13 protein-coding genes are annotated in these 12,093 nt (G+C 69.2%); 11 read left to right on the top strand and 2 right to left on the bottom strand.

Annotation, left to right across the window (positions count from 1 at the left end; genetic code table 11):
- Nucleotides 1-58: 58 nt before the first annotated feature.
- Entirely contained in the window at nucleotides 59-616 is a 558-nt protein-coding gene (locus tag G6N51_RS22490) for a TetR/AcrR family transcriptional regulator (protein WP_083171693.1), read from the bottom strand.
- An 80-nt stretch (nucleotides 617-696) separates the two neighbouring features.
- On the opposite strand from G6N51_RS22490, the gene G6N51_RS22485 reads away from it, so the two are divergent.
- The 11 genes from G6N51_RS22485 to G6N51_RS22435 all read left to right on the top strand — a co-directional run bounded on the left by G6N51_RS22485 (nucleotide 697) and on the right by G6N51_RS22435 (nucleotide 10,396).
- Nucleotides 697-1,617, top strand: a complete 921-nt coding sequence (locus G6N51_RS22485) for an aldo/keto reductase (protein ID WP_083171694.1) — start codon at nucleotides 697-699, stop codon at nucleotides 1,615-1,617.
- A gap of 11 nt (nucleotides 1,618-1,628) precedes the next feature.
- Nucleotides 1,629-2,084 (top strand): nitroreductase family deazaflavin-dependent oxidoreductase, encoded by a 456-nt coding sequence (locus G6N51_RS22480; RefSeq protein WP_083171695.1) that lies wholly within the window; start codon nucleotides 1,629-1,631, stop codon nucleotides 2,082-2,084.
- A 13-nt stretch (nucleotides 2,085-2,097) separates the two neighbouring features.
- Complete coding sequence (locus G6N51_RS22475) at nucleotides 2,098-3,000, top strand: 1,4-dihydroxy-2-naphthoyl-CoA synthase (protein ID WP_083171696.1); 903 nt, start codon at nucleotides 2,098-2,100, stop codon at nucleotides 2,998-3,000.
- A gap of 40 nt (nucleotides 3,001-3,040) precedes the next feature.
- Nucleotides 3,041-3,937 (top strand): SDR family oxidoreductase, encoded by an 897-nt coding sequence (locus G6N51_RS22470; protein ID WP_083171697.1) that lies wholly within the window; start codon nucleotides 3,041-3,043, stop codon nucleotides 3,935-3,937.
- 27 nt (nucleotides 3,938-3,964) lie between these two features.
- Nucleotides 3,965-4,360 (top strand): VOC family protein, encoded by a 396-nt coding sequence (locus tag G6N51_RS22465; protein WP_083171698.1) that lies wholly within the window; start codon nucleotides 3,965-3,967, stop codon nucleotides 4,358-4,360.
- A 108-nt stretch (nucleotides 4,361-4,468) separates the two neighbouring features.
- Nucleotides 4,469-5,710, top strand: a complete 1,242-nt coding sequence (locus G6N51_RS22460) for an inorganic phosphate transporter (protein WP_083171699.1) — start codon at nucleotides 4,469-4,471, stop codon at nucleotides 5,708-5,710.
- Nucleotides 5,710-6,009: a hypothetical protein gene (locus G6N51_RS22455; protein WP_083171700.1), complete on the top strand. Its 300-nt coding sequence runs from the start codon at nucleotides 5,710-5,712 to the stop codon at nucleotides 6,007-6,009. Before G6N51_RS22460 ends, G6N51_RS22455 begins: the two co-directional genes overlap by 1 nt.
- A gap of 56 nt (nucleotides 6,010-6,065) precedes the next feature.
- Nucleotides 6,066-6,368: a DUF3349 domain-containing protein gene (locus G6N51_RS22450; RefSeq protein WP_083171701.1), complete on the top strand. Its 303-nt coding sequence runs from the start codon at nucleotides 6,066-6,068 to the stop codon at nucleotides 6,366-6,368.
- 68 nt (nucleotides 6,369-6,436) lie between these two features.
- The gene (menE, locus tag G6N51_RS22445; protein ID WP_232078454.1) at nucleotides 6,437-7,519 is read left to right on the top strand and encodes an o-succinylbenzoate--CoA ligase; all 1,083 of its coding nucleotides are present in this window, start codon (nucleotides 6,437-6,439) and stop codon (nucleotides 7,517-7,519) included.
- Nucleotides 7,516-8,877 (top strand): hypothetical protein, encoded by a 1,362-nt coding sequence (locus G6N51_RS22440; protein ID WP_372510109.1) that lies wholly within the window; start codon nucleotides 7,516-7,518, stop codon nucleotides 8,875-8,877. Before menE ends, G6N51_RS22440 begins: the two co-directional genes overlap by 4 nt.
- A 100-nt stretch (nucleotides 8,878-8,977) precedes the next feature.
- Nucleotides 8,978-10,396, top strand: a complete 1,419-nt coding sequence (locus tag G6N51_RS22435; protein ID WP_083171704.1) for an MFS transporter — start codon at nucleotides 8,978-8,980, stop codon at nucleotides 10,394-10,396.
- Here the strand turns inward: G6N51_RS22435 and ctaD are convergent.
- Nucleotides 10,383-12,092, bottom strand: coding sequence for an aa3-type cytochrome oxidase subunit I (gene ctaD, locus G6N51_RS22430; protein ID WP_163750799.1), 1,710 nt, complete (start codon nucleotides 12,090-12,092; stop codon nucleotides 10,383-10,385). The two genes, G6N51_RS22435 and ctaD, sit on opposite strands and share 14 nt — an antisense overlap.
- Between the last annotated feature and the right edge of the window lies 1 nt (nucleotide 12,093).

Raw genomic sequence — 12,093 nt, 5'->3', positions numbered from 1 at the left:
GCCCGGCTCATCGGGCACTCGTGAACCAGCGCCCGGCTGGCGGGGCGCTCGGCGAGCTTCACGTTCGAGGCGCAGAGATGCCCGCCGCCAGCAGGTCGAGCATGCGGCCCGTCTGCTCGGGCGATCCGCTGGCCAAGAAGATGCCGATCAGGCTCGACACCACGTCGTCGGCCCGGACGTCGGGGCGCAGGCTGCCGTCGTCGGCGCCGGCCCGCAGCAGCAGGTCGACGGCGCCCACGATGCTGTCGCGGGTCTGGCTGGGCTGCATGGCGCCGGAGTCGAACATCGCGTGCAGCGACTCGGCCATTCCGCGCTTGGCCGCCACAAAGCCGGCGTAACGGTCCATCCACCGCCGCAGGGCAATCCTCGGCGGATGCCGCTTGACCAGCCGTTCGGCCGACGCGGCGACTTCGGCGAGCTCGGCGCGGTAGATCGCCTCGACGAGCGCCTCCCGGTTGGGGAAATGGCGGTAGAGCGTGCCGATCCCGACGCCGGCCTCCCGCGCGATCGACTCGAGCGACACGGGTTGCCCCTCCGCGGACGTGAACGCCGCCGTCGCCACCTCGAGCAGCCGCTCGCGGTTGCGGCGGGCGTCGGATCGACTCGGTCCAGGCAAGCGGAGGATCCTCCGTTTCTGCTACGCTCGGGTAAGCGGAGGATCCTCCGCATTTCTCCAGTGTGACACGAGGGAGCACCATGACGGACAAACCACAGCCCGGCGGTCTCGGAATCATCGGCGCGTCGACCGTCGCTCGCGTCGGCTATGGCGCCATGCAACTCTTCGAAACGTCCGCGGACGAGGCGGCCGCGGTGCTGCGCCGGGCGGTCGAACTCGGCGTCAACCACATCGACACCGCGTCGTTCTACGGTCCCGGCGAGGTGAACCGCCGGATCCGCGCGGCGCTGGCCCCCTACCCCGACGACCTCGTCATCGTCAGCAAGGTCGGTGCGCGATACACCGGCGAACAACCGATACCCCTGGCCGCCGCACAAAAGCCCGCGGAGCTGCGCGCCGCCGTCGAGGACGATCTGCGCCAGCTCGGCCTCGACCGCATTCCGGTGGTGAACCTGCGGCGCATGGACCTCGGGCCCGGCGTGGCCGCCGAAGGTGACCAGGTCGTCGACCTCGACGACCAACTCGCCGAGATGATCGCGCTGCGCGACGAGGGCAAGGTCGGCGCGATCGGCATCAGCGCCGTGCCGGTCGACGTGGTGCGGCGGGCGTTGCCCGCGGGCATCGTCTGCGTGCAGAACGCCTACAGCCTGCTCGACCGTTCGCAGGAGGACGCGCTCGAGCTGTGCGCGGCCGAAGGCGTCGCGTGGGTGCCCTACTTCCCGCTGGGCTCGTCATTTCCCGGTTTCCCGAAGGTCGCCGACCACCCGGTGGTGGCCGAGATCGCCGGCGAGCTCGGCGTCACGGGCGCCCAGGTCGGGTTGGCGTGGCTGCTGGCGCACGTGCCGAACACGTTGTTGATACCGGGCACGCGATCCGTCGCGCACCTGCAGGAGAACCTCGCCGCGGGGACCGTCACCCTCGGCGCCGACGCGCGGGAAAGGCTGGACGCCGTCGGCACGGCGGAACCCCAGCACCGTGGGGTCGAGCCCTTTCAGAGGTAACGTCGCTGCCTATGGGAAGCGGCAAATCGATCAAGCCGCCGTGGTGGTTGAAGCCGGCCAACAAGGTCTTCATCCAGATGTCGCGGCTGGGACTGAGTTTCGGCGGCGAGAGTCCCGTCGTGTTGACGGTGACGGGCCGCAAGTCGGGCGCGGCGCGCTCGACCCCGGTGACGCCCATGACGGTCGACGGGCGGCAGTACGTCGTCGCCGGGTTCCCGGGGGCGGACTGGGTTGCCAACGTCCGCGCCACGCCCGAGGCGACGATCGCGCGGGGCCGTCACGTCCAGCGGGTGCGGATGGCCGAGCTGCCCGCCGACGACGCCCGGCCGATCCTGCGGGCCTTCCCCGCCGAGGTGCCGACGGGCGTCGGCTTCATGAAGCGGGCCGGGCTCGTCACCGAGGGCCGCCCCGAGGAGTTCGAGGCCCTGGCCGGCCGCTGCGCCGTGTTCCGCCTTGACCCGGTATAGGAGTTCAAACACCTTGACAGACAACCCCTTCGACGCGCAGTCCTGGCGGGCGGTGGCCGGGTTCGACGAGCTGACCGACATCACCTACCACCGCCACGTCACCGACGCGACCGTGCGGGTGGCGTTCGACCGCCCCGAGGTGCGCAACGCGTTTCGGCCGCACACCGTCGACGAGCTGTACCGGGTGCTCGACCACGCCCGGATGTCCCCGGACGTGGGCGTGGTGTTGCTGACCGGCAACGGCCCCTCCCCCAAAGACGGCGGCTGGGCGTTCTGCTCCGGCGGCGATCAGCGCATCCGCGGCCGCAGCGGCTACCAGTACGCGTCCGGCGAGACCGCGGACACCGTCGACACCGCCCGCGCCGGCCGGCTGCACATCCTCGAGGTGCAGCGGCTGATCCGGTTCATGCCCAAGGTGGTCATCTGCCTGGTCAACGGGTGGGCGGCCGGCGGCGGGCACAGCCTGCACGTGGTCTGCGACCTCACCCTGGCCAGCCGCGAGCACGCCCGCTTCAAGCAGACCGACGCCGACGTCGGCAGCTTCGACGGCGGGTACGGCAGCGCGTATCTGGCGCGTCAGGTGGGCCAGAAGTTCGCGCGCGAGATCTTCTTCCTCGGCCGCGCCTACACCGCCGAGCAGATGCACCACATGGGGGCGGTCAACGCGGTCGTCGACCACGCCGACCTGGAGCAGGAGGCGATCGCGTGGGCGGCGGAGATCAACGCCAAATCCCCACAGGCCCAACGGATGCTGAAGTTCGCCTTCAACCTGCTCGACGACGGGCTGGTCGGTCAGCAGCTGTTCGCGGGCGAGGCCACCCGGCTCGCCTACATGACCGACGAGGCCGTGGAGGGCCGCGACGCCTTCCTGGAGAAGCGGCCACCGGACTGGAGCCGGTTCCCTCGCTACTTCTAGCGTCGACGGGGGCGGCGGGGGCCGCCCCTAGACTCCCCACGTGAGCAAGAGTCCCCTGCGCCGCTTGACCGATCAACTCGTGCTGGCCACGATGCGGCCCCCGATGGCCCCGCAAGTGCTGGTCAACCGCCCCGCCATGAAGCCGGTGGACCTCGACGGCAAGCGCATCCTGCTCACCGGGGCGTCGTCGGGCATCGGCGAGGCCGCGGCCGAGCTGCTGGCCCGCGAGGGCGCGACGGTGGCCGTGGTCGCCCGGCGGCAAGAACTGCTGGACGCGCTCGCGGATCGGATCACCGCGTCGGGCGGCGCCGCGCTGCCGATGCCGTGCGACGTCTCCGACATGGACGCGGTCGACGCGCTGGTCGCCGACGTCGAAAAGCGTCTGGGCGGGGTGGACATCCTGATCAACAACGCCGGCCGGTCCATCCGCCGGCCGCTGGCCGAGTCGCTGCAGCGCTGGCACGACGTGGAGCGGACCATGGTGCTCAACTACTACGCGCCGTTGCGGCTGATCCGCGGTCTGGCCCCCGGGATGCTCGAGCGCGGCGACGGCCACATCATCAACGTCTCCACGTGGGGCGTGCTGTCCGAGGCGTCGCCGCTGTTCGCCGTGTACAACGCGTCGAAGGCGGCGCTGTCGGCGGTGAGTCGCGTCGTGGAAACCGAGTGGGGACAGAAGGGCGTGCATTCGACGACGCTGTACTACCCGCTGGTGGCCACGCCGATGATCGCGCCGACGAAGGCCTACGAGGGCATGCCCGCGCTCACGTCGGAAGAGGCCGCCGAATGGATGCTGACCGCCGCCCGCACCCGGCCGGTGCGGATCGCGCCCCGGATGGCGATCGCCGCCAAGGCGCTGGACACCTTCGGGCCGCGCTTCGTCAACGCGCTCATGCAACGCCAGCGAATTCAGCCCAACCGCGAAACCGGTTGCTGAACCGGCGCGTGTGATAGACACGACGTCATGGAGATCCTGGCCAGCCGGATGCTGTTCCGGCCGGCCGACTATCAGCAGTCGTTGGCGTTTTACCGGGACCAGATCGGGCTCGCGATAGCCCGCGAATACGGCGGCGGCACAGTCTTTTTCGCCGGCCAGTCGTTGCTCGAGCTGGCGGGCTACGGCTCCCCCGACCACTCCCGGGGGCCCTTCCCCGGCGCGCTGTGGCTACAGGTCCGCGACATCGAGGCGACCCAGGCCGAGCTTCGGAGCCGGGGCGTCGAGATCGCCCGCGAGGCGCGCCGGGAACCGTGGGGCCTATACGAGATGCACGTGACGGACCCCGACGGCGTCACGCTGATCTTCATTCAGATCCCGCCGGACCACCCGCTGCGCCGCGACACCCGCGGTGATCAGCAGTAATTACCGGTTAACTAGGGGCTAACATCTGACGACAAGTCGAGGTACACCCGCGATTCGACCTCTCCACCATTCGACAATCGAATCTCCCAACTACGAGAATCAGGCGCTGTGAACATCCAATTGTTCCTCTTGATCATTGTCGTAATCACGGCACTCGCTTTCGATTTCACCAACGGCTTCCACGACACCGGCAACGCGATGGCAACCTCCATCGCCAGCGGCGCCCTCAAGCCCAAGGTGGCGGTCGCGCTGTCCGCGGTGCTGAATCTGGTGGGCGCGTTCATGTCCACCGCCGTCGCCGCCACGATCGCCAAGGGCTTGATCGACGGCCACATCGTGACGCTGGAGCTGGTGTTCGCCGGCCTCGTCGGCGGCATCGTGTGGAACCTGCTGACGTGGCTCTTCGGCATCCCCTCCAGCTCGTCGCACGCCCTGATCGGCGGCATCGTCGGCGCCACCATCGCCGCGGTCGGCGGGCACGGGGTGATCTGGAAGGGCCTGGTATCGCACGTACTCATCCCGGCCGTGGTGGCCGCGATCCTGGCCATCGCCGTGGGGGCGATCGCGACCTGGCTCGTGTACCGGATCACCCGCGGCATCCCGACCCAACGCACCGAGTCCGGATTTCGGTACGGCCAGTGGGGCTCGGCATCGCTGGTCTCGCTGGCACACGGGACCGGCGACGCGCAGAAGACGATGGGCATCATCTTCCTGGCCCTGATGTCCTACGGCTCGATCAGCAGAAACGCCGCGATGCCACCCCTGTGGGTCATCGTCGCTTGCGCGGTGTCCATGGCTGCGGGCACCTACCTGGGCGGCTGGCGGATCATCCGCACCCTCGGCAAGGGGCTGGTCGAGATCCAGTCTCCCCAGGGCATGGCCGCCGAGTCGTCCTCGGCCGCGGTGATTCTCCTGTCCACCCACTTCGGCTACGCGCTGTCGACCACCCAGGTCTGCACGGGCTCGGTACTGGGCAGTGGGCTCGGCAAGCCCGGCGGGGAGGTCCGCTGGGGCGTCGCCGGCCGCATGGGCGTCGCCTGGCTGGTGACGCTGCCGCTGGCCGGGCTGGTCGGTGCGATCACCTACTGGATCGTGCACCTGATCGGCGGCTACCCCGGCGCCGTCGTCGGCTTCGGACTACTGATCGCGGTCTCGGCGACCATCTACATCCGGTCGCGCAAGGTCAAGGTGGACCACAACAACGTCAATGCCGAATGGAAGGGCGACCTGACCGCGGGGCTGCAGGATTCGGCCGAGCACGAGCCGCCATCGGACGTTCACCCGACGAACGGCAGCGGCGTGATCGGCCGGTACGACTCCGACGACCCCACGATGAAGGCGAACGCTTGATGAGTCACTTCAGCGACTGGTTCAACTACCAGGCATCCCTCAAGATCCTGCTCTTCTCCATGCTGGCCGGCGCCGCGTTGCCGGGGCTGTTCGCCCTGGGGCTGCGATTCCACGCGGTCGGCGCCGGGCAGGGCGGCACCCACGGCGGCCCGCCACAGAAGAACCCGGCGCTGCTCGCGCTCGCCTGGCTGATCTATGCGGCCGTACTGCTGGTGATCGCCTTCGCCCTGCTTTACATCTCCCGGGACTTCATCGCCCACCACACCGGCACGGCGTTCCTCGGAGCAAAACCCAAGTAGCATCGACGGATGCCCACCGCGTTACCGCGCCGTACACCGGGGGGAGTTGTACCAGCGTGAACGGATTTCTCAACTCGATCGTCTCGTGGCTTCGCGCGGGATACCCGGAAGGCGTCCCGCCGACGGACACCTTTCCGGTGCTCGCGCTGCTGGCCCGCCGGATGTCCAACGACGCGGTCAAAGAGGTGGCTAGCGAGCTGATCCGGCGCGGCGAGTTCGACGACGTGGACATCGGGGTGCTGATCACCCAGATCACCGACGAGCTCCCGACGCCCGACGACGTCGAGCGGGTACGGCTCCGGTTGGCGGCCCAGGGCTGGCCGTTCGACGACGCGGAGCAGGCCGAGGACCCCGCATAGCCGTACTGCGCGCCCTCACGGTCCCGCCGGGCTCGGCCGTCTCGTCGCTGCTGCCCGCGCTGGAGCGGGTGCTCGAGGGCCGCGAGGCCGCGCTGGTCGCCCTCTCCCCCGGCTCGGACGCGCTGCGGGCGGCCCTGCGGGTCGGCGAGGACATCGACGACGACGTGGCCCTGGTGGTGACGACGTCAGGAACCACCGGTGCGCCCAAGGGCGCGCTGCTCACCGCGGCCGCGCTGACGGCCAGCGCCAGGGCCACCCATGACCGCCTCGGCGGGCCGGGCAGTTGGCTGCTGGCATTGCCCCCGCAGCACATCGCCGGGCTGCAGGTGCTGGTGCGCAGCGCGCTGGCCGGGTCGGCGCCCGTCGAGCTGGACGTCACCGGCGGCTTCGACGTCGCCGAATTGCCCGGTGCGATAAGGCGATTGAGCGCGGGCCGACGCTATGCCGCACTGGTCGCCGCGCAGCTGGCCAAGGCGCTGACCGACCCGGCGGCCGCGGCCGCCCTCGCCGAACTGGACGCCGTGCTGCTCGGCGGCGGGCCGGCCCCGCAGGGCGTGCTCGACGCCGCCGCGGCCGCCGGCATCGCCGTGGTCCGCACCTACGGCATGAGCGAGACCGCCGGCGGCTGCGTGTACGACGGCGTGCCCCTGGACGGCGTGCTGGTCCGGGTGGCGGAGGCCGGGCGCATCGTGCTCGGCGGCGCAACCCTGGCCAAGGGCTACCGCAACCCGGTGGACCCCGACCCGTTCGCCGAGCCGGGCTGGTTCCGCACCGACGATCTCGGCGTCCTCGACGGGTCGGGCGTGCTGACCGTGCTGGGCCGCGCCGACGACGCGATCAGCACGGGCGGGTTGACCGTGCTGCCGCAGCTGGTCGAGGCCGCGCTGGGCAGTCACCCCGCCGTCGGGGACTGTGCGGTCTTCGGCCTGGCCGACGACCGGCTGGGTCAGCGGGTGGTCGCCGCGATCGTGGTGCCCGAGGGGTGCGCGGCGCCCACACTGGACGCGCTGCGCGCGCACGTGGCGCGCACCCTGGACACCACCGCCGCGCCGCGCGAGTTGCACGTCGTCGATGCGTTGCCGCGACGCGGCATCGGCAAGGTCGACCGGACGGCGTTGGTGCGCCGCTTCGCCGGTTCGGACGATCAATAGGCTGGTCGACCGTGACACGTCGGGAGTTGCCGGCCGTCGCGGCCGGGGTGGTTCTGGTGGCGGCGGCCTTCGTGCTGCCGCGGCTGCACCTTGGCGTCCGGCCGCGCACCGATGTCGGGCAGGAGCGGTTCGGCACGCATACCGGGGCCGCCCCGATTTTCGGCGCCTGGGAAGTCCACGCCAGCTGGGGCACGGGCCCGGCCGTCGCCATCGCGGTTGCCGCGGTGGTGTGGGGACCGGTTCTGGCGCAACGTCTTTCGTGGCGGGTTCTGACGCTGAGCACCTGGGCCACCGCGTGCGGATGGGCGTTCGCGCTGGCGATGATCGACGGCTGGCAACGCGGCTTCGCCGGCCGGCTGACCACCCGGGACGAATACCTGTCACAGGTGCCCAGCATCACCGACATCCCCGCCGCGGTGCGCACGTTCTCGAGCCGGATCGTCGACTACCAGCCGAACTCCTGGACCACTCACGTCTCCGGCCATCCGCCCGGCGCGTTGCTGACGTTCGTGTGGCTGGACCGGATCGGCATGCACGGGGGCGCCTGGGCGGGGCTGCTGTGCCTGCTGGTCGGGAGCAGCGCGGCCGCCGCGGTGCTGATCGCGGTCCGCGCGCTGGCGGACGAGCAGACCGCGCGCCGCGCCGCGCCGTTCGTCGCGGTGGCGCCGACGGCGATCTGGGTCGCCGTGTCCGCCGACGGATATTTCGCCGGGGTCGCGGCCTGGGGCATCGCGCTGCTGGCCGTGGCGGTGCACCGGCCCGGCCGGTTCCCCGCGTGGGTGGCCGCCGCCGCGGGCCTGCTGCTGGGTTGGGGCGTGTTCTGCAACTACGGCCTGATGTTGATGGGGCTGCCGGCCCTGGCGGTGCTGGCATCGGCCGCGGACTGGCGGGCGGCGCTGCGGGCGCTCGGCCCGGCGACGCTGGCCGCGGTGGCGGTGGCCTCGAGCTTCGCCGTCGCGGGGTTCTACTGGTTTGACGGCTACACCCTTGTGCAGCAACGCTATTGGCAGGGCATCGCCAAGGACCGGCCGTTTACCTATTGGAGCTGGGCCAACCTGGCGTCCGTGGTGTGCGCGATCGGGCTGGGCAGCGTTGCCGGCGTCAGCCGGGTGTTCGACTGGGCGGCCATCCGGCGCCGCTCCGGGTTCCACCTGCTGCTGCTGGCCGTGCTGGCCGCCATCGCCTGCGCGGATTTGAGCATGCTGAGCAAGGCCGAGGTCGAGCGGATCTGGCTGCCCTTCACCATCTGGCTCACCGCGGCACCCGCGTTGCTGCCCGTGCGGTCGCACCGGACGTGGCTGGGGCTCAACGCCGCCGGTGCGGTGCTGCTCAACACGGTCATCGTCACGAACTGGTAGACGGACGCGAATTCACCGGTTACTCACAGCTTTCGTGAACCGGACAAACGATTCCCCCGTCTACCGTCGACGTCGGCAACTATTCATTACAGGAGGCTAAATGGGGCGCGCGCATCGGTTCGTCGACTGGAATCCCGAGGACGTCATTGCTTGGGAGACCGGCAACAAAAAGATCGCGCAACGCAACCTGCTCTGCATGATGGCGGCCGACCACGCCGCCTTCTCGATCTGGGCCCTCTGGTCGGTGATGGTCCTGTTCATGCCCGAATCGGTGTACGGCTTTTCGCCGGCCGACAAGCTACTGCTTGGCGCCATCGCCACCCTGACCGGGGCCTGCCTGCGCATTCCCTATACGTTGGGCATCGCACGCTTCGGCGGCCGCAACTGGACCACCTTTTCGGCGGCGGTACTGCTGATCCCGACCGGCGCAACCATCGTGCTGCTGGCCAACCCGGGCATGCCGCTGTGGACGTATGCGGTGTGCGCGGCGCTGACCGGGTGTGGCGGCGCGAACTACGCCGCGTCGCTGGCCAACGTCAACGCTTTCTACCCGCAGCGGCTCAAGGGTTCGGCGCTGGGCCTTAGCGCCGGTATAGGCAACCTTGGCGTGGCGGGCGTCCAGGTGGTCGGGTTGTTGGTGATCGCTCTCGCCGGGAACCGCCAGCCCTACTGGGTGTGCTCGGTGTACCTGGTGCTGCTGGCGGTGGTCGCGGTCGCGGCGGCACTGTTCATGGACAACCTGGAGCACGGCATCGAGGTGGCCACCCTACGGTCGGTGATGTTCGAGCGCGATACCTGGGTACTCGCGCTCCTCTACGTCGGCACGTTCGGGACGTTCATCGGGTTCTCCTTCGCGTTCGCCCAGGTGCTGCAGATCAATTTCATCGCCAGCGGGCAGGGCGCCGCGCAGGCATCGCTGCACGCCGCCGAGCTCGCCTTCATCGGGCCCCTGCTGGGGTCGCTGTCGCGGATCTACGGCGGCAGGCTGGCCGACCGCTTCGGTGGCAACCGCGTCACCATGGCGGTCTTCGCGGGCATGGTCGTCGCGACCGCGGTGCTGACCGGCGTCGCTACCCACGACGACCACAACCGCGGCCCGACGAGCGGTGCCACCATGGTCGGCTACATCGTCTGCCTGCTCATCCTGTTCCTGCTGGCGGGCCTCGGCAAGGGTTCGGTGTTCAAGCTGATCCCGGCGGTCATCGAAGCGCGCAGTCACACGCTGGGCGTCGCCGAAGCCGAGCGCCGCCATTGGTCACGCAACATGTCGGGTGCGTTGATCGGATTCGCCGCCGCGGCAGGCGCATTCGGTGGTGTCGCCGTGAATCTCGCGCTGCGGCAGTCCTATCAGAGCACCGGCTCCGACTCGGCGGCGTTCGGGCTGTTCTTGGCGTTGTACGTCGCCGCCACGCTCATCACGTGGACCATGTATGTGCGACGCCCTTTCGCCGGGAAATCCGCCGCGCCGCTCACCCGGGCGGCGGCCGAAGCGTCACTGGTCGACGCTACTTCGAGGTAGCCGCAGCACGTCGCCTGACGTGCGCCTCGGCTCGGAGCCGTTCGACCATGTGCGGGTAGTGCAGCTCGAAAGCCGGGCGTTCCGAACGGATCCGGGGCAGCTCGGTGAAGTTGTGCCGCGGCGGCGGGCAGCTGGTCGCCCACTCCAGCGAGTTGCCGTAGCCCCACGGGTCATCGACGGTCACGACCTCGCCGTAGCGCCAGCTCTTGAAGACGTTCCAGACGAACGGGAACATCGACACGCCCAGGATGAAGGCGCCGATCGTGGAGACGATGTTGAGCCCCTGGAAGCCGTCGCTGGCCAGGTAGTCGGCGTAGCGGCGCGGCATCCCCATGTCACCCAGCCAGTGCTGCACCAGGAACGTGGTGTGGAAGCCGATGAAGGTCAACCAGAAGTGCAGCTTGCCCAGCCGCTCGTCGAGCAGCCGGCCGGTCATCTTCGGGAACCAGAAGTACACGCCCGCATAGGTGGCGAACACGATGGTGCCGAAGAGGACGTAGTGGAAGTGCGCGACCACGAAGTAGGTGTCGGTCACGTGGAAGTCCAGCGGCGGGCTGGCCAGCATCACCCCGGTCAGGCCGCCCAGCAGGAAGGTCACCAGGAAGCCCACCGAGAACAGCATCGGGGTCTCGAAGGTGATCTGTCCCTTCCACATCGTGCCGATCCAGTTGAAGAACTTGATCCCCGTCGGCACCGCGATCAAATACGTCATGAACGAGAAGAACGGCAGCAGAACGGCTCCGGTGGCGAACATGTGGTGCGCCCACACCGCGACCGACAACGCGGCGATCGACAGCGTCGCGTAAACCAGGGTGGTGTAACCGAAGACCGGCTTGCGGGAGAACACCGGGATGATCTCGGTGACGATCCCGAAGAACGGCAACGCGATGATGTACACCTCGGGATGGCCGAAGAACCAGAACAGGTGCTGCCACAACAGAACCCCGCCGTTGGCGGCGTCGTAAACGTGGGCCCCCAGATGCCGGTCGGCCGCCAGCCCGAACAGCGCGGCGGTCAGGATCGGGAACGCGATCAGGATCAGGATCGAGGTCACCAACACGTTCCACGTGAAGATCGGCATCCGGAACATCGTCATGCCGGGCGCGCGCATGCACACCACGGTGGTGATCATATTGACCGCACCCAGGATGGTGCCCAGACCCGCGACGATCAAACCGGTGATCCACAGATCGCCGCCGGCGCCGGGACTATGCACGGCGTCGCTCAACGGGGTATAAGCGGTCCAGCCGAAATCCGCTGCGCCACCGGGCGTGATGAACCCCGAGATGGTGATCAGGGCCCCGAATAGGAACAGCCAGTAGGAGAAGGCGTTCAGCCGCGGGAACGCCACGTCGGGGGCGCCGATCTGCAGCGGCAGCACCAGGTTGGCGAACCCGAACACGACCGGCGTCGCATACAGCAGCAGCATGATCGTGCCGTGCATCGTGAACAGCTGGTTGTACTGCTCGTTCGACAGGAACTGCAGCCCCGGCGCGGCGAGCTCGGTGCGCATCAACAGCGCCATCAGTCCGCCCAGGAAGAACAACACGAAACAGGTGACGACGTACATGATGCCGATCATCTTGTGATCGGTGGTCGTCACCAGTTTGTAGAGCAATGTGCCCTTGAGGCCCAAACGATCTGGAAAGGGGCGGCGCGCCTCCAGTCGCTCGGGCGTCGGTGCTACAGCAACCATG

It is taken from the genome of Mycobacterium paraseoulense (genome assembly GCF_010731655.1).
Lineage (GTDB): Bacteria > Actinomycetota > Actinomycetes > Mycobacteriales > Mycobacteriaceae > Mycobacterium > Mycobacterium paraseoulense.
This window is presented reverse-complemented; position numbering and strand designations above follow the sequence as displayed.

Coding starts and splice junctions, on each gene's coding strand:
- G6N51_RS22480 (WP_083171695.1), top strand. CDS start 1,629: ATGGGAAGCGGCAAATCGATCAAGCCGCCGTGGTGGTTGAAGCCGGCC.
- G6N51_RS22455 (WP_083171700.1), top strand. CDS start 5,710: ATGAGTCACTTCAGCGACTGGTTCAACTACCAGGCATCCCTCAAGATC.
- ctaD (WP_163750799.1), bottom strand. CDS start 12,092: ATGGTTGCTGTAGCACCGACGCCCGAGCGACTGGAGGCGCGCCGCCCC.
- G6N51_RS22485 (WP_083171694.1), top strand. CDS start 697: ATGACGGACAAACCACAGCCCGGCGGTCTCGGAATCATCGGCGCGTCG.
- G6N51_RS22435 (WP_083171704.1), top strand. CDS start 8,978: ATGGGGCGCGCGCATCGGTTCGTCGACTGGAATCCCGAGGACGTCATT.
- G6N51_RS22465 (WP_083171698.1), top strand. CDS start 3,965: ATGGAGATCCTGGCCAGCCGGATGCTGTTCCGGCCGGCCGACTATCAG.